This window comes from Xenorhabdus kozodoii (assembly GCF_002632875.1).
GTDB lineage: Bacteria > Pseudomonadota > Gammaproteobacteria > Enterobacterales > Enterobacteriaceae > Xenorhabdus > Xenorhabdus kozodoii.
The window spans coordinates 48,184-71,235 of record NZ_NJCX01000024.1; the positions used below are offsets into that span (position 1 = coordinate 48,184).

General features: G+C 45.1%; 18 protein-coding genes. 14 read left to right on the forward strand and 4 right to left on the reverse strand.

Annotated elements, in window-relative coordinates:
• The first annotated feature begins 237 nt into the window (after window positions 1-237).
• The 11 genes from Xkoz_RS15440 (at window position 238) to Xkoz_RS15490 (ending at window position 13,259) form a co-directional block, all read left to right on the forward strand.
• Window positions 238-1,503, forward strand: coding sequence for a NupC/NupG family nucleoside CNT transporter (locus Xkoz_RS15440; RefSeq protein WP_208615277.1), 1,266 nt, complete (start codon window positions 238-240; stop codon window positions 1,501-1,503).
• 110 nt (window positions 1,504-1,613) lie between these two features.
• The gene (gene deoC, locus Xkoz_RS15445) at window positions 1,614-2,393 is read left to right on the forward strand and encodes a deoxyribose-phosphate aldolase (RefSeq protein WP_099142973.1); all 780 of its coding nucleotides are present in this window, start codon (window positions 1,614-1,616) and stop codon (window positions 2,391-2,393) included.
• A gap of 84 nt (window positions 2,394-2,477) precedes the next feature.
• Window positions 2,478-3,836 (forward strand): thymidine phosphorylase, encoded by a 1,359-nt coding sequence (gene deoA / locus Xkoz_RS15450; RefSeq protein WP_099142954.1) that lies wholly within the window; start codon window positions 2,478-2,480, stop codon window positions 3,834-3,836.
• 77 nt (window positions 3,837-3,913) lie between these two features.
• Window positions 3,914-5,137 carry a phosphopentomutase gene (deoB, locus tag Xkoz_RS15455; protein WP_099142955.1) on the forward strand — a complete coding sequence of 408 codons (1,224 nt, stop codon included), beginning with the start codon at window positions 3,914-3,916 and terminating at the stop codon, window positions 5,135-5,137.
• Window positions 5,138-5,208: 71 nt separating this feature from the next.
• Window positions 5,209-5,925, forward strand: coding sequence for a purine-nucleoside phosphorylase (gene deoD, locus Xkoz_RS15460; protein ID WP_099142956.1), 717 nt, complete (start codon window positions 5,209-5,211; stop codon window positions 5,923-5,925).
• Between the two features lie 720 nt (window positions 5,926-6,645).
• Window positions 6,646-7,218, forward strand: a complete 573-nt coding sequence (locus Xkoz_RS15465) for a fimbrial protein (protein WP_099142957.1) — start codon at window positions 6,646-6,648, stop codon at window positions 7,216-7,218.
• Window positions 7,219-7,814: 596 nt separating this feature from the next.
• The gene (locus Xkoz_RS15470; protein ID WP_244183487.1) at window positions 7,815-10,493 is read left to right on the forward strand and encodes an outer membrane usher protein; all 2,679 of its coding nucleotides are present in this window, start codon (window positions 7,815-7,817) and stop codon (window positions 10,491-10,493) included.
• A gap of 129 nt (window positions 10,494-10,622) precedes the next feature.
• Window positions 10,623-11,381, forward strand: coding sequence for a fimbria/pilus periplasmic chaperone (locus tag Xkoz_RS15475; protein WP_099142958.1), 759 nt, complete (start codon window positions 10,623-10,625; stop codon window positions 11,379-11,381).
• Window positions 11,382-11,496: 115 nt separating this feature from the next.
• Window positions 11,497-12,060: a fimbrial protein gene (locus Xkoz_RS15480; RefSeq protein WP_099142959.1), complete on the forward strand. Its 564-nt coding sequence runs from the start codon at window positions 11,497-11,499 to the stop codon at window positions 12,058-12,060.
• Window positions 12,061-12,125: 65 nt separating this feature from the next.
• Entirely contained in the window at window positions 12,126-12,965 is an 840-nt protein-coding gene (locus Xkoz_RS15485; protein WP_099142960.1) for an MrpH family fimbial adhesin, read from the forward strand.
• Between the two features lie 30 nt (window positions 12,966-12,995).
• Complete coding sequence (locus Xkoz_RS15490) at window positions 12,996-13,259, forward strand: helix-turn-helix domain-containing protein (RefSeq protein ID WP_279627412.1); 264 nt, start codon at window positions 12,996-12,998, stop codon at window positions 13,257-13,259.
• A gap of 559 nt (window positions 13,260-13,818) precedes the next feature.
• Here the strand turns inward: Xkoz_RS15490 and carB are convergent.
• The 4 genes from carB to Xkoz_RS15510 all read right to left on the reverse strand — a co-directional run bounded on the left by carB (window position 13,819) and on the right by Xkoz_RS15510 (window position 20,611).
• Window positions 13,819-17,043, reverse strand: a complete 3,225-nt coding sequence (gene carB / locus Xkoz_RS15495; protein ID WP_099142962.1) for a carbamoyl-phosphate synthase large subunit — start codon at window positions 17,041-17,043, stop codon at window positions 13,819-13,821.
• A 17-nt stretch (window positions 17,044-17,060) separates the two neighbouring features.
• Entirely contained in the window at window positions 17,061-18,221 is a 1,161-nt protein-coding gene (carA, locus tag Xkoz_RS15500) for a glutamine-hydrolyzing carbamoyl-phosphate synthase small subunit (protein WP_099142963.1), read from the reverse strand.
• A 436-nt stretch (window positions 18,222-18,657) separates the two neighbouring features.
• A complete protein-coding gene (gene dapB, locus Xkoz_RS15505) occupies window positions 18,658-19,479 on the reverse strand; it encodes a 4-hydroxy-tetrahydrodipicolinate reductase (RefSeq protein WP_099142964.1) in 822 nt (273 codons plus the stop codon).
• A gap of 136 nt (window positions 19,480-19,615) precedes the next feature.
• Window positions 19,616-20,611: a LysR family transcriptional regulator gene (locus Xkoz_RS15510; protein ID WP_099142965.1), complete on the reverse strand. Its 996-nt coding sequence runs from the start codon at window positions 20,609-20,611 to the stop codon at window positions 19,616-19,618.
• Window positions 20,612-20,706: 95 nt separating this feature from the next.
• Here Xkoz_RS15510 and Xkoz_RS15515 point away from each other — a divergent pair, with 95 nt between their 5' ends.
• The 3 genes from Xkoz_RS15515 (at window position 20,707) to Xkoz_RS15525 (ending at window position 22,988) form a co-directional block, all read left to right on the forward strand.
• Window positions 20,707-21,348, forward strand: coding sequence for an alanyl-tRNA editing protein (locus Xkoz_RS15515; RefSeq protein WP_099142966.1), 642 nt, complete (start codon window positions 20,707-20,709; stop codon window positions 21,346-21,348).
• Between the two features lie 267 nt (window positions 21,349-21,615).
• A complete protein-coding gene (locus Xkoz_RS15520) occupies window positions 21,616-22,302 on the forward strand; it encodes a GNAT family N-acetyltransferase (RefSeq protein ID WP_141554431.1) in 687 nt (228 codons plus the stop codon).
• A 185-nt stretch (window positions 22,303-22,487) separates the two neighbouring features.
• Window positions 22,488-22,988, forward strand: a complete 501-nt coding sequence (locus Xkoz_RS15525) for a hypothetical protein (protein WP_099142968.1) — start codon at window positions 22,488-22,490, stop codon at window positions 22,986-22,988.
• Window positions 22,989-23,052 lie beyond the last annotated feature (64 nt).

A 23,052-nucleotide genomic window follows, 5' to 3' on the forward strand; every position in this document is an offset into this window, starting at 1 on the left:
TATTCTCCGTTAAATTATCTAATCCCACTGAAACTAGATGGTTTTATGTGACGTATGTCTCATTTTTAATTTTTATATTACTTTTTGTAGCACTAATTTGTGATGTTAGTTGCTTGTTCCTTTTTGGTCCTAGGTATAATCGCCCCACACACAATGTCAGTAGGAACTTATGGAATAACTGACATATTTTCTTATTATTTTATTTAGTGAACAGGGATTCTTCCAATGCAACTCCTTATGAGCCTGATCGGGATGGTAGTGCTGGTTTTGATCGCAGTACTTTTCTCCAGTAATTATCGAGCCATTAAAATCCGTACTGTCCTGGGCGCCTTTCTGCTTCAGGTTGCTGTTGGAGCATTTGTACTTTATGTACCCGCCGGTAAAGACATTCTGGGAGGAATGTCAAGAGGTGTTTCCAACGTAATAGGGTATGGACAAAAAGGAACTGATTTTATTTTTGGCGGCTTGGTTTCCGACAAAATGTTTGAATTGTTCGGTGGTAGCGGTTTTATCTTTGCCTTGCGCGTCCTGCCAGTAATTGTTTTCTTCTCATCGCTGATTGCCGTGTTGTATTACATGGGGATCATGCAGCTCGTCATCAAAATCTTGGGTGGCGGATTGCAGAAACTATTGGGAACCTCACGGACTGAATCTCTGTCTGCGACGGCGAACATTTTCGTCGGTCAAACCGAAGCCCCTCTGGTTGTGCGCCCTTATATCTCGTCGATGACCCAGTCTGAGTTGTTCGCCGTGATGTGTGGTGGCTTGGCTTCAGTGGCTGGCTCTGTACTGGCAGGCTATGCCTCTATGGGTGTTCCATTGGAATACCTGATTGCGGCTTCATTTATGGCCGCCCCTGGTGGTTTGCTGTTTGCGAAATTGCTCGTACCGGAAACTGAAAAAACGCAGGATACGGCTGATGCGATGTCGTTGATTGCCGCAGAAGATCGTCCTGCCAATGTGATTGATGCCGCGGCATCGGGTGCGGCATCCGGTATGCAGTTGGCCCTGAATGTGGGTGCCATGTTGTTGGCATTCACCGCATTGATTGCGCTGTTAAACGGTATCTTAGGCGGTATCGGTGGCTGGTTTGATTATCCTCAATTATCTATGGAACTGGTTTTAGGTTGGGTTTTTGCCCCAATCGCCTACCTGATCGGTATTCCGTGGAATGAAGCAACCATCGCGGGTTCTTTCATTGGGCAGAAATTAGTTGTCAATGAATTCGTGGCATTCATGAACTTTAGTGAATATATGAAAGCGGATGATGTCGTCCAGGCTGCGGGTCTGCAAGTGCTTTCCGGCCATACTAAAGCCATCATCTCGTTTGCCCTGTGTGGATTCGCCAACCTGTCTTCGGTTGCGATCCTTCTGGGTGGCTTAGGGGGTATGGCACCAAGCCGTCGCGGTGATATTGCCCGTTTCGGTTTGAAAGCGGTATTGGCAGGTTCACTCTCTAACTTGATGAGTGCAACCATCGCTGGATTCTTCCTCTCGCTGTAAAACGCAGGAAATAGCTATCACATTGAATGCAGGTGAGAGATTTCTCACCTGCATTTGTTTTAAATCTGTTGTCTGATTCAGTCATGATAATCACACTGTTGGAGAGTTTTATGACCGATTTAACCGCCGCCGCTAAGCAGGCGCTAAGTTTGATGGATTTAACGACACTTAATGATGATGATACTGATGAGAAAGTCACCGCACTTTGTCGTCAAGCAAACAGCCCCGCCGGACATACGGCCGCTATTTGTATCTATCCACGCTTCATTCCTGTGGCACGTAAGGTATTACGTGAGCAGGGAACCCCGGATATTCGCATTGCCACCGTGACTAATTTCCCGCATGGCAATGATGATATCGACATTGCGGTGGCTGAAACTCGTGCAGCGATAGCCTATGGTGCTGATGAAGTGGACGTGGTTTTCCCTTATCGCGCTTTGATGGCTGGTAATGAACAGATTGGTTTTGACCTGGTCAAAGCCTGTCAAACAGCTTGCGCGGGATCCGGCGTCTGGCTGAAAGTCATCATTGAAACGGGTGAGTTGAAAGCAGCGACGCTGATCCGCAAGGCATCTGAAATTTCCATTAAAGCGGGGGCTGATTTCATCAAAACCTCAACCGGTAAAGTTCCTGTCAATGCGACACTGGAAAGTGCCGAAATTATGCTCAATGTGATCCGTGATATGGGCGTCAGTGATCGCGTTGGTTTTAAACCGGCGGGTGGCGTGCGCACTACCGAAGAAGCGGCACAATATTTGGTGCTGGCAGAGCGTATTCTGGGCGACAAATGGGTTGATCCCCGTCATTTCCGTTTTGGTGCTTCCAGTTTGTTGGGGAATTTGCTGACCACGCTTGGACACCAGAGCCAAAAACAGAGTAGTGGTTATTGAGATCAATAATGACTGATGATATGCACGCTAAGATAGCGTGCATGACTGCCATTCTTTTCAGGTAATCATGATTGGGAGGTAGCTTTGTTTCTGGCACAGGAAATTATCCGCAAAAAACGTGATGGTCACTCATTGAGTGAAGAAGAGATACGCTTCTTTATTAATGGCGTCCGTGATAATACGGTTTCTGAAGGGCAGATTGCTGCACTGGCAATGACCATCTACTTCCATGATATGACAATGGAAGAGCGTGTCGCACTCACATTGGCGATGCGTGATTCTGGTACGGTTTTAGATTGGAAGAAATTGAATTTACCCGGCCCGATTGTCGATAAACACTCGACAGGCGGTGTAGGCGATGTCACTTCCCTGATGCTTGGTCCAATGGTGGCGGCCTGCGGAGGCTATGTGCCAATGATATCGGGACGTGGCCTGGGGCATACCGGAGGAACGCTGGATAAATTAGAATCCATTCCTGATTTTGACATTTTTCCCGATGAGCACCGTTTCCGCGACATTATTCGCAATGTGGGCGTTGCCATTATCGGACAGACAAATTCACTGGCACCTGCGGATAAACGCTTTTATGCGACACGCGATATCACGGCGACCGTGGATTCCATCCCTTTAATTACCGCCTCTATCCTGGGTAAAAAATTAGCCGAAGGATTGGATGCGTTGGTTATGGATGTGAAAGTGGGATCGGGGGCATTTATGCCGACCTACGAACAATCGGAACGGCTAGCCGAAGCGATTGTTGAAGTCGCCAATGGTGCAGGGTGCAAGACCACCGCACTCTTGACGGATATGAATCAAGTACTAGCATCCAGTGCGGGTAATGCGCTGGAAGTGCGTGAAGCCGTCCAATTCTTGACGGGGGAATACCGTAATCCTCGGTTATTTGAAGTCACCATGGCGCTGTCTGCTGAAATGCTGGTTTCGGGGAATTTGGCTATCGATCGTGACGATGCCTATCGTCAGTTACAGGCAGCCCTGGACAGCGGCAGGGCGGCGGAAACATTTGGTCGTATGGTGGCAGCACAAAAAGGGCCGACTGATTTTGTCGAAAATTACTCTCGCTACCTGCCAACAGCGGAATTCATCAAACCCGTATTCGCCGGACAGGGGTTAGCTGAAAGGGATTGCATCGTTGCAGAAATGGATACCCGCGCCTTGGGACTGGCGGTTGTCACATTGGGCGGCGGGCGCCGTAAGGCGACTGATCCTATTAATTACCGTGTGGGGCTAAGTGATATCATTGCGCTGGGCACCAAAGTGCATACAGATACGCCTTTGGCAACGATCCATGCCAGTAGTGAACAAGCCTGGCATGAAGCCGCAGAGGCAATACATAAGGCTTTTGTTTTTAAAGAAACCGCTGCTTCTAAGCACAACGAAAAACAAGCCGCTACGCCTATGATTTATCGTTATATTAATGGGTAAACCCTACAAGCATTGAAATTGATTTTATTAGCTGGCAGTTTCCGCATTGATAGCGTGAATTGACGCAGGAGAAAATTATGAAACGTACATTCATCATGGTATTGGATTCCTTTGGTATTGGTGCAACAGCCGATGCTGAAAAGTTTGGTGATACGGGATCTAACACTTTGGGGCATATAGCAGAACGATGTGCCCGTGGTGAGGCTGATGTCGGCCGTAAAGGGTCACTACACTTGCCAAACCTGAGTCGGCTGGGATTGGGTAAAGCAGCGGAAGAGTCTTGTGGAACTTTCCCGATCGGTTTGGATAAAGAGGCTGAAATTATTGGCGCTTACGGTTATGCGAGTGAACTTTCTTCTGGTAAAGACACACCATCAGGTCACTGGGAAATTGCCGGTGTTCCGGTTCTGTTTGACTGGGGTTATTTCCATGACGAAGAAAACAGCTTCCCGCAGGCATTGCTGGATAAACTCGTCGAACGGGCAAATCTGCCGGGTTATCTGGGGAACTGTCACTCTTCCGGTACGGTTATTCTGGACAAATTGGGTGAAGAGCACATGAAAACGGGTAAGCCGATTTTCTATACCTCTGCGGATTCTGTGTTCCAGATCGCTTGCCATGAAGAGACATTTGGCTTAGATCGCCTGTATGAACTGTGTGAAATCGCCCGTGAAGAGTTGAATATTGGCGAATATAACATTGGCCGCGTTATTGCCCGTCCATTTGTAGGGGATAAAGCTGGAAGTTTCCAGCGTACTGGCAACCGCCATGATTTGGCCGTTGAGCCACCGGCACCCACTGTTTTGAAAAAACTCGTTGATGAAAAACAGGGTGAAGTGGTTTCCATTGGCAAAATTGCCGATATCTATGCGAATGTCGGGATCACCAAAAAGATCAAGGCGACAGGAATTGATGCCCTGTTTGATGCTTCATTGATTGAAATGGAGCAGGCAGGAGACAACACCATCGTATTTACCAACTTTGTTGATTTTGACTCGTCTTACGGTCACCGCCGTGATGTTGCTGGTTATGCGGCCGCACTGGAGTTATTTGACCGCCGTTTACCAGAGATGCTGAAACGGGTTAAAGAAGACGACATTCTGATTTTGACCGCTGACCACGGTTGTGACCCAACCTGGCCGGGTACAGATCACACCCGTGAACATGTACCGGTGCTGGTTTATGGACCTAAAGTCAAACCCGGCTCATTAGGACATCGTGAAACGTTCGCCGACATGGGGCAGACCGTCGCAAAATACTTCGATCTGACCCCAATGGATTACGGTAAAGCGATGTTTTAATCTGTTGTGGAGACCTGAGGGTCTCCCGTTTTCATCTATTTTGATACGTAATAAAAACAAGGAAATAAATTATGGCCACCCCACATATTAATGCTGAGATGGGCGATTTTGCTGATGTTGTTTTGATGCCCGGTGACCCACTGCGTGCAAAATATATCGCGGAAACTTTCTTGGAAGATGCTCGTCAGGTTAACAATGTTCGCGGCATGCTGGGTTTTACCGGTACTTACAAAGGCCGCCGTATCTCTGTTATGGGCCATGGAATGGGTATCCCGTCTTGCTCTATCTATGCCAAAGAACTGATTACTGAATTTGGTGTTAAAAAAATCATCCGTATCGGCTCCTGTGGTGCGGTCAACAAAGACGTTAAAATTCGTGATGTTGTCATTGGCATGGGGGCATGTACGGATTCCAAAGTAAACCGTCTGCGCTTTAAAGATCACGACTTTGCGGCTATTGCTGACTTTGACCTGGTTCGTCATGCGGTTGATGCGGCGAAGGCGAAGAATGTCAATGTGCGCGTCGGTAATATCTTTTCTGCGGATCTGTTTTATACACCAGACCCGCAGATGTTCGACGTCATGGAAAAATACGGTGTTTTGGGTGTAGAAATGGAAGCGGCAGGTATTTACGGTGTTGCCGCTGAATTTGGTGCAAAAGCCTTGGCGATTTGCACGGTTTCTGACCATATCCGTACGGGTGAACAAACCACGGCTGAAGAGCGCCAAAATACCTTTAATGACATGATCGAAATTGCGCTTGAATCCATTTTGCTGGGTGACAATTAAACAAGTATAAATAATTTTGGCATTTGATTAAAAAATCATAAGCCCTTTCCATTATTGGAAAGGGCTTTTTATTTATCAATCGTGTACCAATTTATATCGATTATTATGGGCCGGGTTTAGTTATTTATTTAACTGTGATTAATTTTTTTATTTGATTAGAAAGCGAGTAAACGCAATAAACTTAACACATTTTGAACGATTATTTTAAGGGGTGTTTTTTGTTTATAATTAGCTTGATAATCATGTGGTTTGGATAAATATTCTGGTTTTATATTGACTTTGTCGATAATCATGACAATAAAAACTGAATGTTATGGTTATTTCGGGATAATAAAATGCACCTTGTTTGCAAAAGTAAAAAGTGGAGAAATAAAGTGACACCAATTAAGATCCTGAACTACTAAACATTGCTCGATATAACTTAGTGGAATAATCCAAAATTAAAAAATTATTAGTAAAATATACTACTCGTTATCTGTACTTTTGGCTAAAAACTCATATTTAATATGATGTTAAGGCACATGGTCAGTTTTATCGGCTGAAATTTGACTTAAGGTTTATTGTGTAGAATCATATTGCCGGTTTAGTTTATTTTGACAGATTATGATTTTCGTCAAAAAACTAAATAATCATTAGCCCAAGTGTCAGAAATTAATTTCTGTGCTTCGGCTCCCTTTTGGTTATTAATATCGATTTTATGATTAAAGGAATAAGTTAATTATGAAACTTAACAAATTGGCGATGGTTTTGGGTTTTGGTTTGGCTTTAGCTGCGGGTTCTGCAAGTGCTGACGATGCCGGTGATACTGGTGCTAATACTGGTACTGCAAAAGTAGCTAACCAAGGTAGCGGCACCGTTAAATTCACCGGTTCTATCATTGATGCACCTTGCTCAATCAAAAACACCAATGTTGAAGTGGATATGGGTGCTATTTCCAGCGTTGCCCTGAAAGATGGTGGCCGTTCAGCGTCCAAGTCTTTCAAAATTGAATTAGAAGGTTGTACTTTTGAAACTAAAGGTAGCGTGCAAACGACTTTTAATGGCCCAGAAGCTACTGAGAAAGGTTTACTGGCTATTGAAGGTACAGCACAGGGTGCAGCAATCGCAATCACCAACCATGGCAATAAAGTCATTCCTTTGGGCGAAGCGTCAGACGCAATGTCTCTGCATGACGGCAACAACGATCTGAATTTCGCAGCGCACCTGAAAGGTCTGACAGGAGAAGATAAGAAAGGTTCTGTAACAGCAGGTAACTTCACTGCTATCGCAAACTTTACTTTAAACTACCAATAATATTGCAAGCAATCTGTTAATTTTTGATGCTTGAATATCAGGAAGTTCACATTAATTGTTCACCATGACTTTCCTGATAATATATTTAGGGTATTTCTGGGATATATCGTGTAAGTAAGGTATGACTACAATATTCTGTCACACGATCTTTTTTATTGATGTAAGTCAATATTATTAGTGATCGCGCAAGCAGATTGCGTCATTAACAAAATGATCCTTGTAGATGTAAATTGAAATACCCTTTTTTTATTTATTTATTTAATTTATGGTGTTCTCTATTGGCTGTATTCGGAAAATAAAAATTTTCACTATTCTGAAATAATTGCTAATGGTATACCGATGGTGACGTTTCCTCTACTTCCCGCAGTACGGTAAAACAAGTGAAGCACAAACAGAGAACGTAACATATTACGGATAGGCAGGGCATGTGGCTATCTTTGCAACCCCAGTATCGGTCAGGGGCCTCAATGTAGATCGATGAACTTTAATGACGCCATGTATGAGGTAAGAAAGCCTATGCGCTTACAGACTCGGTCATGTCAGACAGCGGCTAATTTCAAACGGGATCCTTAACGATTCATTGTTCAGAGGATGTTATGGCTTTGTTTTCAGATGCTATGAATCATGGTTTTTTATCTGATAATAGAAAAACGATCAGTAATAAAAAAATAAACAATAATAAGAAAAAAACCTTCAATACAAATAGATTGGTTAATAAAAAGAAAGTCGCTAATAAAATAAAAACAGGGCACTTACTTTTTGGAATTAACCCTCTTTTTGCCTTCGTGCTGTTTGCGTTATCTGGCATTCAGGCTGCGCATGCCAAATCATCCATTGAATTTAATATTGGTGCACTGGACGTCAGTGAACGAGCCAATATTGATTTGGATAAATTTGCCCGTGCAGGTTACATCATGCCGGGTAACTATATGATGGGCGTCCGGGTGAATCAGAATGAGCTTCCTGAGACATATTCTATTGATTTTATCGCACCGCCTGATGATCCAACCGACAGTGAAGCCTGTGTCACGCCTGAATTGGTGAAACAAATCGCATTGAAACAGCAGTGGGTAGAAAAATTAGCTTGGCAGAATGAGGGGACGTGTCTTGATCTCAATAGCTTACCCGGTATGTCAGCCAGAGGTGAGCTGGCCACTTATACGCTTTATTTAATCATCCCTAAAATTTATCTGGAATATGATTTGCCAGACTGGGACCCGCCTTCCCGTTGGGATAATGGGATAGCGGGATTGCTGTTTGACTATAACATGAACGCACAAACGTCTAAGCCCAGTCATGGCAGCAGTGACCAACAGATGAGCGCGGTTGGAACCGCGGGCATGAATGTGGGGGCATGGCGTTTTCGGGCTGACTGGCAGGCCAGATATAACCGTTTCAAAAATCAGGGTAACGAATTGAACCATTCCGCTGGCAGGAAACGTGATTGGGATTGGAGCCGTTACTATGTCTATCGTGCGATCCCGCGTCTGGAAGCGAAATTGACCATGGGCGAGGATTACCTCGATTCCAAGATTTTCGATAGCTTCCGCTATACGGGGATCAGTGTGGTGACTGATGAAAATATGTTGCCACCGAATTTACGTGGATATGCGCCGGAAGTGACCGGTGTAGCACGGACTAATGCCAAGGTGACGATTAAACAGCAAGGAAGAGTGCTGTATGAAACTCAGGTTGCTTCTGGCCCATTCCGTATTCAGGATCTCAGTGATGCGGTAGCAGGAACACTGGATGTCAGAGTCGAAGAACAAGACGGTGGCGTGCAAGAGTTTCAGGTCAATACCGCGACCATTCCTTACCTGACTCGCCCCGGACGAGTGCAGTATCAGTTTGTTGGCGGCCAATCCACGAATGATAAGCACCGTCGTGAAGGGCCTGCATTCGGTTTGGGGGAATTTTCGTGGGGAATTAACAACGGTTGGTCACTGTATGGCGGTCTTCTGGCGGCAGGGGATTATAACTCTTTGTCAATGGGGATCGGGCGTGACTTGATGATGTTTGGCGCGTTGTCGTTTGACGTGACGGAATCAAGGGCGAAATTACCGAGAGAAAACAAAACCCTGACCGGGGGTTCTTACCGTTTCAGTTATTCGAAACGTTTTGATCAATATAACAGTCAGGTGACATTTGCCGGATATCGCTTCTCTGAGCGCAATTTCATGAACATGGGGCAGTATATTGATCGCCGCTATCGCAATATTTTTACCGATAGCGGGAAAGAGATGTACACCATTACCTTTAACAAACAATTTACCGATATTGGCTTAAGTGCCTACCTCAACTATAGCCATCAAACCTACTGGAACCGGCCAACAAACGATCGCTATAACATTTCCTTATCCAAATATTTTGATATTGGACGTTATAAAAATATCAGCGTCAATCTGTCGGCCTATCGCAACAATTTTGACGATAAAAAAGATGACGGCATGTATCTGAACCTTTCCATTCCGTGGGGAGACAGCGGCACTATCAGCTATAACGGCATGGTTAATCGCCAGGGTGACGCCCATACCGTAGGTTATTTTGATCGTATCGATGATCGTAATAATTATCGTATTTCGGCGGGTACGGGTATTGGCGGTAGGGCATCAGTCGATGGTTATTACAACCATTATGGCGACAAAGCGTTACTTACGGCGAGTGCCAGTTACCGGGATGGCGGCAATACTACGGCCGCTCTTGGCTTGCAAGGTGGGGTAACGGTAACCGCAAAAGGGGCGGCACTGCACCGCACGAATATGTCTGGTGCGACTCGCCTGATGGTCGATACCGAAGGAATTAGCAATGTGCCTATCCGGGGATTCGGTTCAGCAGTGCATACCAACTACTTTGGTAAGGCCGTATTGGCAGATGTGAACAGCTACTATCGCAACAGGGCAAATATCGACTTAGATAACTTACCTGATGATGTCGAAGCACTGCGCTCCGTTCAGCAGGCAACATTGACGGAAGGGGCGATTGGTTATCGGAAATTCCAGGTCATGTCAGGCATCAAGGCGATGACCATCCTCCGGTTAGCTGATGGTTCATTCCCACCTTTTGGGGCTTCTGTCTTGAATGCAGCCCAGCGGGAAATCGGGATTGTCAGTGAGGATGGATATGCTTATCTGAGTGGGATAAATCAGGGCGAAAAACTGCAAGTGCATTGGGATGGAAAAGCGCAATGTGAGATCACCGTGCCGGCGGAAATGACATCAGAGTCTTTAACTTCACTTTTGCTGCCTTGCCAGTTTTTAACAGGTGACGGCAAGTAAACGGTAATAAAACGATCCAAAAAATCTTTATTTAATAGAGTATTATGTTTTTTTGAACTAAAAAATGCGGCGATTAGCTAGTACAGAAATATAAACATGAGCCTCTTTTGAGCATGAGCGAATAACACGATGAAACTGAAAAACATTCTAATGATAACCGCCATGACGGTAACCTGCTTGATGCCAATTCATCAGGCAATGGCAGCGATAGCGTTAGATCGCACTCGCGTGATTTTTAATGGCAATACAAAGTCCGTCAGCCTAAACATTGAAAACCAACACCTTGATTTGCCTTATCTGGCGCAGGCGTGGATTGAAGATGAGAAGGGAAATAAGATTAATGGCCCGCTGGTGGTTGTCCCGCCAGTGCAGCGTGTTGAAGCTGGGGCGAAAAGCCAGGTCAAAATTCAGGCTCTGCCGGCGATAGCCCAGTTGCCCCAAGATCGGGAAAGTCTGTTTTATTTCAACCTTCGTGAAATTCCACCCCGCAGTGAAAAACCCAATGTGCTGCAAATCGCTTTGCAGACTCGCGTTAAGCTGTTCTACCGCCCGGAAGCGGTGATTGCGCGTCGTATTGATCTGGATAACCCCTGGCAGGAAAAACTCACCTTAAATCGTGAAGGCAATCAATACGTGGTGAATAACCCAACACCTTATTACGTCACTATCTCAGAAGCATCGAACAAGGTGAACGGTAAAAGTGTGGAGGGATTCCAGCCGATGATGTTGCCACCCAGAAGCAGTGAAAAACTGGGAGGGACGGCTAATTCATTAGGGAATACACCGGTACTGACTTATGTCAATGATTACGGTGGGCGCCCACAACTCACATTTAACTGTAATGGTAATGCCTGCACGGTGACAAAAGTGGTGGTGCATGAAAGCTAATTGAGTTGGATTGATGATCCGCCATCAAGACGCCTTGATGGCGGATCATCAAAGAATTAACCGGAATGTGGTGGTTTTTTCGGTAAATGGTTGGGCAAATGTAAGGTAAATAATAATGAATCCGCTAATCATCAGATTATCCAAATATATATTGCCGATGCTATTTCTGTTCGGCTTTGGTAGCCAGCAACGTGCACAAGCACAAGATAATCTGAGTAAGAATGTCAGGATCACACTCACTGTACTCGCCCCGACTTGCTCGATTAAGACAAAAAATCAAAACATAGAGGTGGATTTTGGCAATATCGTTAACAACGATCTTTATCTGAGACACCGTACCAAGGGGCAGCAATTTTATCTGTATTTAGAAGATTGTGATCCTCAGATGATAAAGCGTCTAAAAATCAAGTTCCTGGGTGAGCAAAGCCAAACGCTTCCGGGGCTGCTGGCGGTCAGGTCTAATGGCAGCATTCGCGGTATAGCCATTGGTATGGAAAAGATTGATGGCACGCCAATGCCATTTAATAAAACCAGTGAATTTCCGCTATCCGCGGGTAGCAGCACCAATGTGATCCCATTCCAGGCCTATGTGCAGGCAGACCCCAGGGTGATTCAAGAGAAAAAGATTGGAGTGGGTCAATTTACTGCCATCGCGACTTTTGAAGTTAATTACGACTAGTCATGCTGACTGGTTTTTCATCCACGATATTGAGTCAAAGTTTGATGCTATTTGGAAAATAAGTTATGCGCCATATTAAGAAATCGTTGTTGAAGCTAGCAGCCCTGTTGTTTTTAGCCAGTGCCACTTATGCTTATGGTGGGGCTTATGTTATGCCAGTGAATACAGAACCATCAGGTGATCAGGCGATTACGACGATGGAACTGATTGCCTGGACGGAAGAAGAAGGGATACCAAATCCTTGCTATGGCATGGCCGGATGCTATGTTGGCCCGGATGTTCAGTACAAGAGGGGTCAGCCTGGCATGTTCGGCTCCTGTACAGAGGCAGGGGCATGCTTGGGTAATGCCGGTAGATATCGGACGACCGCCGATGTTATGCGAGCTTATACAAGTAAGTTTAACCTTCCTCAACGGGCAACATTTACCATTATAACCAAGGATGCTGATTGTATCGGTTTGTTTTATACAACTCAGATATCTAAGTGGTATGGTTCGGCTCAAAAATTTCCCAATTCCACTTGCAACAAGCTGCCTCCTAAGAACCAGATTTGTACCATTGAATTACCTTCTGACATTGCTTATGGGGAATTAACCGCCGCAGCAGTGAATAATGCAACTCACATAATTGAAGGTCAATTAAGTTGTACTGTTGAGAGTAACAAGATTAAGTTGAGTATCATATCTCCCGACGATACTGAGGCAAAAGTTTATCTCGATCCCAATAAGCAAATATATTCGACGTTGCAGATTGATAACCAAAATGCAGCAAAGGGCGTGAATATCTCTGTTGAAGGAAAGAATATCCCTAAATCTTTCAAACTGACGTCAGTACTGCACACGCGAACACTACCAAAAGCCGGTAAATATGAAGGCACTGCAATAGTTCGTTTATCTTTTGAGTAAATTGAGAGCAGAAATATTATGCAAGTGAGTATGCTGGTAGGAAAAAGAATTCAAATGAAAAGAAGAGAAATTGGCGTGACAGCCGCAGAACTGGCAGACAAAATTGGCGTTAGCCATCAGCAGTTGTCACGTTACGAACGCGGAACCAATAAAATCAGTCTGGAACATTTGGTGGCTATTTCTATTGCCCTGGAAACGCCGGCAGATTGGTTTTTGGCGGATTGCTTTACTCCCCCCAAGGTGCCTATGAATAATCAATATACCTGTGTGGCAGAAACCATTTTGGGTTTATGACACTGAGTTTATATTTACTAAACCATAAAGATGCTTGGTATGACCGATGACAAAAAAGGGCATGAAAAAACGCGGCAGGGAAACTGCATGTGGTCAACAAGCATCATAAAGCTATATACCAATCGCCTTTCAAGATGCGTCTTATATCTCCCATTGGTTTGCAAACGGCAACTTGAAGTTGGATTGGTATATTATATAAATCCTTTAAGTCGCATAAATTACCGATGCTGAGGATGTTAATAGACCGGGGGATCGAATATTTCTACTTCGGCTATCTGTTAGGGATTATAGTCATGTAATCACTGACAAAATCTATCAGCTTATTATCACTAGTGATTAGTGGGGTATTTTTGTATTTCGCCTGAGCGACAATCAAGCGATCAAACGGGTTCTTATGTCACTTTTTCGGTAAATCACACACAACAAGTGTATGCCCGCTTTTGATAGGAGAACGCTCTAATTTTCCGCGTTGGGTTTTCAATCTTGGGGAAATCGCTTTGCCAGAAAGATACCGCCAAAAATGACGGTATCTTATTGGGTAGCGTTATCTTAGATGTGTTTATTTGGCAATTTTAGCGTGCATTTCTTGGACAGAAATGACCTGTTCAGTCGGATCAGCGCTAAGTGCCATGGTGGTTGCAAAGCCGCCATTTAAGGTGGTGTCATAGTGCACTTTGTATTGCAGTGCGCTGCGACGCAGCAGCTTTGAATCCTCAATCGCCTGACGACCCGCGGTGGTATTGACGATATAGTCATATTCACCATTTTTGATTCTGTCCTGAATATGCGGGCGCCCTTCGTGCACTTTATTCACCAAACGTGGGTTAATCCCTGCTTCGCCCAAGACAATCGCTGTACCGTGCGTCGCATCCAGGGCAAAGCCATGCTTAAGTAGCTTAGCCGCCAAATCGACAACCCGCTCTTTATCGCCTTCGCGTACCGACAGCAGCGCCCGGCCTTGCTTACGCATGGTGGAATTACTGCCCAGCATGGCTTTTGAAAAGGCTTCAGCGAAGGTACGGCCAACACCCATGACTTCACCGGTAGAACGCATTTCCGGTCCCAGAATGGGGTCAACGCCTGGGAATTTATTAAATGGCAGTACCACTTCTTTTACGGAGTAGTAAGGTGGAATGATCTCTTTAATTGTACCTTGCTCAAGCAAAGACTGGCCTGCCATCACACGTGCCGCTATTTTTGCCAGTGGCATACCGGTTGCCTTGGAAACAAAGGGAACGGTACGTGCTGCGCGTGGGTTCACTTCAATCAGGTAAACTTCGTTGTCTTTCACGGCAAACTGGACATTCATCAGGCCGCGGACACGCAGTTCAAAAGCCAGTTTTTCAACTTGCTGGCGCATAACATCCTGAATTTCTTGGCTCAGGGTATAAGCAGGCAGAGAACAGGCCGAGTCACCGGAGTGAACACCCGCTTGTTCGATATGTTCCATGATACCGCCAATCAGCACACGTTCGCCGTCACAGATAGCATCCACATCCACTTCAACCGCATCATCAAGGAAGTGATCCAGCAGGACTGGCGCATCGTTGGAGACATTCACCGCATTCTGGAAGTAACGGCGCAAATCTGACTCGTCGTATACAATTTCCATTGCGCGCCCGCCCAAGACATAAGAGGGACGAACAACCAGCGGATAACCAATCTCATTGCCTTTTTCAACCGCCTGTTCGATCGCGGTCACGGTAACATTGGCTGGCTGTTTCAGACCAAGGCGATTAACGGCTTGCTGGAAACGTTCACGATCTTCTGCACGGTCAATGGCATCAGGGCTGGTGCCAATAATAGGGACACCGGCAGCTTCCAGTTCACGAGCCAATTTCAATGGGGTCTGACCGCCATACTGGACGATAACGCCTTTGGGTTGTTCAACCCGCACAATTTCCAGCACATCTTCCAGCGTGACAGGCTCAAAGTAGAGGCGGTCGGAAGTGTCGTAATCGGTAGAAACCGTTTCAGGGTTACAGTTCACCATGATGGTTTCGAAACCGTCTTCACGCAGGGCCAGAGACGCGTGAACGCAGCAGTAATCAAACTCAATACCTTGCCCGATGCGGTTCGGACCGCCGCCCAAGACCATGATTTTGGGCTTGTCATGGTTCGGATTGGCTTCACATTCGTCTTCGTATGTGGAGTACATATAAGCGGTATCGGTGGCAAATTCTGCCGCACAGGTATCAACACGCTTATAGACGGGGTATAAGTTATAGTCATGGCGTAGCTTGCGGATCTCTTTACCAGAGACGCCCACCCGTTTCGCCAGATACGCATCAGCAAAACCTTTGCGTTTTAGCTGGCGTAAGAACTCAGGGGTCAGGCCGTTAATGCCTTGTTCTGCAACTTGCTCTTCCAGACGAATTAACTCTTCAATTTGTACCAGGAACCAGCGGTCAACATTGGTCAGGTTGAAGACACCATCAACGGACATGCCAGCGCGGAAGGCATCGGCGATATACCAAATACGCTCAGCGCCGGCGTCCTTCAGTTCGCTGCGGATTTTGGTCAGGGATTGTGGGTCGTCCAGATTCACTTTAGGATCTAATCCGGTCGCGCCAACTTCCAGGCCGCGCAGGGCTTTCTGCATGGATTCCTGAAAAGTACGGCCAATGGCCATCACTTCACCAACCGATTTCATTTGGGTCGTCAGGCGGTCATTACTGCCGGCAAATTTCTCAAAGTTGAAGCGAGGAATTTTCGTCACAACGTAATCAATGGAAGGCTCGAAAGAGGCCGGCGTCCGTCCACCGGTGATGTCGTTCATCAATTCATCAAGGGTATAACCCACTGCCAGTTTTGCCGCGATTTTCGCGATGGGGAAACCGGTTGCCTTAGAAGCCAGTGCCGAAGAGCGGGAAACACGTGGGTTCATTTCAATGACGATCAGGCGGCCATTTTTCGGGTTCACGGCAAACTGGACGTTTGACCCCCCGGTTTCTACGCCGATTTCACGCAGTACCGCCATCGAAGCGTTACGCATGATTTGGTATTCTTTGTCGGTCAGTGTCTGCGCAGGTGCGACGGTGATGGAATCGCCGGTGTGGATGCCCATGGGATCGAAGTTTTCAATGGCGCAGATAATGATGCAGTTGTCATTTTTATCCCGCACCACTTCCATCTCATACTCTTTCCAGCCAATCAGGGATTCATCGATCAGCAATTCCTTGGTTGGGGAAAGGTCTAAGCCCCGTTCGCAGATTTCTTCGAACTCTTCACGGTTGTAGGCGATGCCGCCACCGCTGCCACCCATGGTAAAGGAAGGACGAATAATGCAAGGGAAACCCACTTCCCCCGCTACCGCCAGCGCTTCCTCCATAGAATGGGCAATGCCAGAACGCGCGGTGTCCAGGCCGATTTTTTTCATCGCCTGATCAAAACGTCTGCGATCTTCTGCTTTATCAATGGCATCAGCCGTTGCACCAATCATGGTGACGCCAAATTCTTTCAGTACGCCTTGGCGTTCCAGCTCCAGTGCACAGTTGAGCGCGGTTTGCCCGCCCATCGTTGGCAGGATGGCATCAGGACGCTCTTTTTCAATGATCTTGCGGACGACTTCCCAATGGATTGGTTCGATATAGGTTGCATCGGCCATTTCCGGATCGGTCATGATGGTGGCTGGATTCGAGTTGACCAGAATGACACGATAGCCTTCTTCTCGCAGCGCTTTACAGGCCTGTGCGCCGGAGTAGTCAAATTCACAGGCCTGGCCGATAACAATTGGGCCAGCACCTAAGATCAGGATACTTTTAATATCAGTACGTTTTGCCATTTTTTTTCTTCTCCTGATTATTGGGCATTCTGAACGTTTGTCAGGCGAGATTGTTCAATTAACTCAATAAAATGATCGAACAGTGAAGCCGCTTCGTGTGGACCTGGGCTAGCTTCAGGGTGTCCCTGAAAACTGAATGCGGGCTTGTCAGTACGATGAATGCCTTGCAGTGTGCCATCAAAGAGCGATTTATGGGTGACGCGCAGATTGGCCGGCAGTGAACTTTCATCAACAGCGAAACCGTGGTTTTGTGCGGTGATCATGACAACATCGCGATCCAGATCTTTGACGGGATGGTTTCCGCCATGATGACCAAATTTCATTTTCACGGTTTTTGCGCCGCTAGCCAGCGCCAGCAATTGGTGGCCTAAACAGATGCCAAATACCGGAATTTCGGTATCTAAGAAGGTCTTAATGGCTTCGATAGCATAATCACATGGCTCTGGATCACCCGGTCCATTGGACAGGAAAATGCCATCGGGTGCCATTTTCAGCACGTCATCTGCGGGAGTTTTTGCGGGTACAACGGTCACGCGGCAGCCGCGATCAACCAGCATACGCAGGATATTGCGTTTCACACCAAAATCATAAGCCACAATGTGGTAAGGTAATTCTTGCTCTTTACGCGCTTCTGGTAGCCCATCCGCTAATGCCCAGCTTCCTTGTACCCATTGGTAAGATTGTGCTGTCGTGACTTCTTTGGCTAAATCCATGCCTTTCAAGCCGGGAAATGCTTTGGCTTTTTCCAGCGCAAGCCCGGTATCAGCCTCATTACCGGCAATGATACAGCCGTTTTGTGCCCCTTTTTCCCTTAATAGGCGGGTAAGTTTGCGGGTGTCGATATCCGCGATGGCGACAATATTGTGACGTTTCAGGTAATCAGACAGGTTTTCTTCACTGCGGAAGTTGCTGGTCACTAAAGGTAAATCACGGATGACCAGGCCTTGGGCTTGAATGGCGGGGGATTCTTCATCAGCGGCATTGATGCCGACATTACCAATATGGGGATAAGTAAGAGTAACGATTTGGCGGGAATAGGAAGGGTCGGTAAGTATTTCTTGATATCCGGTTAGTGAGGTATTGAAGACCACTTCTCCAACAGCCACACCCTCAGCACCAATAGCGCGACCGTGAAATTGGGTTCCATCTTCCAGAACCAGTATAGCTGACTTAATCAAAACGCCCTCCAGAATGAATAATCAATCGCATCCAATGCATATTAATTCAGAATTGATCCTTGAAATCAATGCCAATCATGATTTTTAGCAAAATTTTGGCAAATTGCGCGAATTCTAATGACAAGAGTGGGGATTGTCTACAAAAAATGGCATTTTTATTGGCTTTTTTACAACCCTCGGTCTTATATTGAGTAAAGGCGGCTGAAAAATATAAGGAAAGTGGCAGTAGTTAATCGATTATAGTGAAAGAAAATTTAAAAATAGAAAAAATGCAGGTTTTTTTCGCGTGGAAGGGGAAAAGACAACAAAAAGGTCAAGTTTTATGACAAAGATTATGATTAACCTTGCTATTTAACTATAAATATTATTTAATTTGCCATTACGCAACTATTATAAAAATAATTGCGTAATTACAATTAGTTATGTTTTTAAATAATTAAATCTTATCAAGGTTAAGTACGTCTTTCATGTTGTAAAGACCCCTATTTTTCCCTGTTAACCATATTGCTGCCTTAATTGCGCCATTAGCAAAGGTCATGCGGCTTGATGCCTTGTGACTGATCTCTACACGTTCACCAATATCGGCAAAGATTGCGGTATGCTCCCCAACGATATCACCTGCCCGTAGGGTGGCAAATCCAATGCTTTTAGGATCGCGTTCGCCGGTATGGCCTTCACGGCTATAGACTGCATGGGTTTTGAGATCACGACCTAATGCATTGGCGATGGATTCTCCCATTGCCAATGCGGTTCCTGACGGGGCATCTACTTTATGGCGGTGGTGAGCTTCAATAATTTCGATATCGGTATATTCCCCCATCACTGCGGCGGCTTTTTCCAACAGTTTTAGTACCAGATTGACGCCGACACTAAAGTTTGCAGCAAAAACAATCGGGATCTCATCAGCGGCTTCTGTAATGGCTTGTTTACCCGCATCATCAAAACCGGTTGTGCCGATGACCATGGATTTACGGTATTGGCGACAAAGGGCTAGGTAGGCCAGCGTACCCTCTGGGCGAGTAAAATCGACCAAGACATCGAAATATTCAATGACTTGATGCAGGTCATCATTGATCATCACGCCGTTTTTACCCACTCCCGCCAGTTCTCCGGCATCGGCGCCTACCAATGAAGAGCCAGGCCGTTCTAATGCTGCGCCAAGTGTCACGCCATCCAATGATTGGACGGCCTGAATAAGATGACGCCCCATGCGCCCGCCAGCGCCCACGATAGCAACCCGAATATCTGTATCAGCCATAAGGCCCTCTCTGTAAATCATTTTTAATTGAGGTGACTAAGGAAACAGTTTTACAGCTTAACTGGCAAACACGGGCTGCGCCAGAGTTATAGCTTGGTCATAAGAAAAACAGGGATCAGGTTGGAAATTATAAAATTTATCTATCTTCCTGCTTTCCGGCTTCTGGCAATTCGTAATGATAGGTTGAACGGCTTTTAGCCATTTTTTTATCTGAGGTCGCTTCATTACGGAGACATTTAGCCAAAAACGCGATGAATACATTAAGTTTTGGCGCTAAATGCCGTGTTGGTGGGTAGAGTATCCAAAGTTCGCCAGTGTAGTTGGCCTTAAAATTCCAATCAGGAAGCACTTGAAGGAGTTGCCCCTGCTGTAAGGCATGTTTGGCGGTAAAGTAAGGTAAACTGCCAATACCAATATGTTGCAATACTGCGTCAAGCCTGACACCCGTGTGGTTGGCGGCATAACGGCCATGAACATTGACGCTGGCAACTTTGCTACCTTGGCGAAATTTCCAGCGCGAATCACCCGGCTCTTCCCCAAGGTAAATACAACTATGGTTTTTCAGGTCGTGTGGGTGCTGTGGCGTGCCATGTTTCGCTAGGTATTCTGGTGTTGCACATAACATATGCCAAATATTCAACAAACGTCTGCCCATAAGGCCAGGAGGCGGTTGATCGGTAATGCGTATAGCGAGATCAATCTGCTCGTCTATCAAATCCACATATCGATCATCAAGCCGTAAATTCACATCGACTTTCGGGTAGTGGGCAAGGAAGGCAGGTATATGGGGATGGACAACAAAGCGTCCTACCGCCTTAGGGACACTGACGCGTATGATCCCTTGCGGCTCACGGTTAAGATCCCCTGATACCGCCATAACCCCCTGGGCGGCATTGACCATGTCCAGGCAACGCTCGTAAACGTCCTGCCCATTTTCACTCAAACGTAGTTTACGTGTTGTTCTCTGTAAGAGGCGAGTTCCAAGTGCCTTTTCCAGTCTGGCTACAGCGCGGCTAATGGCGGAAGGCGTGGCTGCGAGTTGACGTGCTGTTTCGGAGAAACTTCCCGTCTCAACGACTTTCGCGAAAATGGCCATCTCTCGCATTAAATTTATCGTGTTATTTGTGCTCATAGATCAAAAGTTATTTGGTTTTTTGATGGATTATCACCATTGAGTCCATCTAATACAATCAACAAGAAATGTGTTGATACCAGGGAATATTAATTATGTCTGAACGCCTTTATTTATCCAGCCACATTCTGGCTGGGGAAGCTGAAGTCCTGAATTGTGCCCTTTGTGATGATGGACGTTATGCAATTCAATTAAAAGCAACACCATTTCACCCTCAAGGGGGAGGCCAACCCAGTGATATTGGCTGGCTTAATGCGGTGGAGGTCACGCATGTCTCGCTAGAAAATGGCAGAATAATCCATTACACCGCACATCCAGTAACCACAGGAATTGCCTTTGCCCGTGTTGATGAAAAACGTCGTCAATTACATTCACGACTGCATTCTGCGGGACATCTTATCGGCCACATTGCCGAACTTCTGGGCTGGCAGCCCATCAAGGCACACCACTGGCCTGGAGAAAGCCGCGTTACCTTTAAACCAAAAGAGGGGGCACAAACCTTTTCAATTGAAGATCTGCAAGAAAAGTGTAACCAAGTGATTGATGAAAACTTACCTTGCCAAATAACCCTGCATGATGATGGGTTTAGGGAGGTCGGTTTTGGCGAGTTTACACCTTATCCTTGTGGTGGAACACATGTGGTGTCATTAAAGCAAATTAATGGGATCTTGATACAGGATATACAGCAGAAGAAAGGTAAACTATCGGTGCAATATGATGTGGTATTTACATCGTAATTCATTTCCATAATAAATATTGTATTTTTATTTGAGTCTGAATTTAAATTAGGCTTCGGTCGCATTGTTATCTTTCTTTTTACAACTGAAAGATCTATAGTGGCCTTTTAAAAATAGAATTTAATCCGATAACACGCCATTAATTAATTATATTGTTTTGTTTATGATTTTTAATTGAATGATAATTAATGGCGGCTGGCCTTTGATTATGATTTTATAGAATAAAGCTGAGTCAGTTTTATTACCGTCTTGTCGGGGAGGAAGGTTATGATGTTTAGATCAAAATCTTTTAATATGAATTGTCCTTCGGTATTTGAACCTTTAAGCCGTTCTAAATCCACTTCGGATATAGGAACACCATCGTTTGACGCCCGGTTATGGATAAAAATTAAGGAATCTACTGAACAGGAAATGTTTCATGTAGTTAATAAGATAATGACAGAAACCATGAAATATGATGAATGGCAATACGTTAATAAAAATAAAATATATGATAAAGAGCAAGAAAAATGGAATAACAGGCATGCAGGATCACATGGTGTTTTTCGTACTATAGATATGAATATAGAATACGGTGTAAATGATCAAAAAAGTGAAGAATTAAAAAAAGAGTCATTATTTTTTGTTGCCTATTTCAAAGGGATTCCTATAGGCGTTTTACAGCTTACCCCTAGCGATGATGGTTCTGGCACGCCATTACTTGAAGTCAATTATGTAGCATCTCATTGTGGTATTCAGAATTGTGGAATTTTACTAATAGAACATGCAGTCAACGAATCACTACAATTAGGTATGAAAGGCCATCTGAAAATTAGCCCTGTACCGAAATCCAGACAGATATATATTAATATGGGATTTACTGGATCATCCAGTAATGAATACTTATATTTAAATCCCGCCAGAAGTCTTAAATGGCATTTTATAAATGAACGTTATAGATGTAAACTCAATTGAATTTTAACTGACATACATAAGATACTGTAACGTAGTCGGCTTTTTATGAAGAGGTGTATCAGGGTGAAATATCTTTCATCATTTTATCCAGAATTTGGGTTAAATAATAAAATATTGCAGGAGCGCCCTTATTCCTCACGGCGCGAGGAATAAGGAAATTTCATATCCTTGCATGAGGTAGCATAATGTTTAGATCAAAATCTTTTAATATTAATCGGCCCATAACATTGGGTTCCTTAACTCATGCCAAGTCTGTTTCGGACATGGCTCGATCAGTGAGTGATGCCAGAGCTTTTATCACAGTCAAGGAAGTGAGTGTCAGTGAGGCATCAAATATAACCAATCGAATAACAACCACAACCATGACTTCCGAATGGGGGGATGTTTTTTACCAAAACCTTCCTGATAATGAACAAGAAAAATGGAGTGCAAGATATTATTCTACATATGGAATGTTTGAAGTTGTGTATAATGAAGCCAGGCTCTTACTTAAAAAAACAATACAATTAAAAATAAATGTATTTTTTGCTGCCTACTTCAAAAACGTTCCTATTGGAATTTTACTATTTTCTTCTAAAGTGACTGGTGATGCTATACCTGAAGTCGAATTTTTAGTCACCCACTGTGGCATCAGAAATTGTGGAGTTTTATTAGATAGTGTCGTCATGAGAAATTTCGTGCAATAATAATGCCCCACCATTCCATCATAAGAGTTGATTAACCATGAGTACACCTGCACACCGCCGCCAC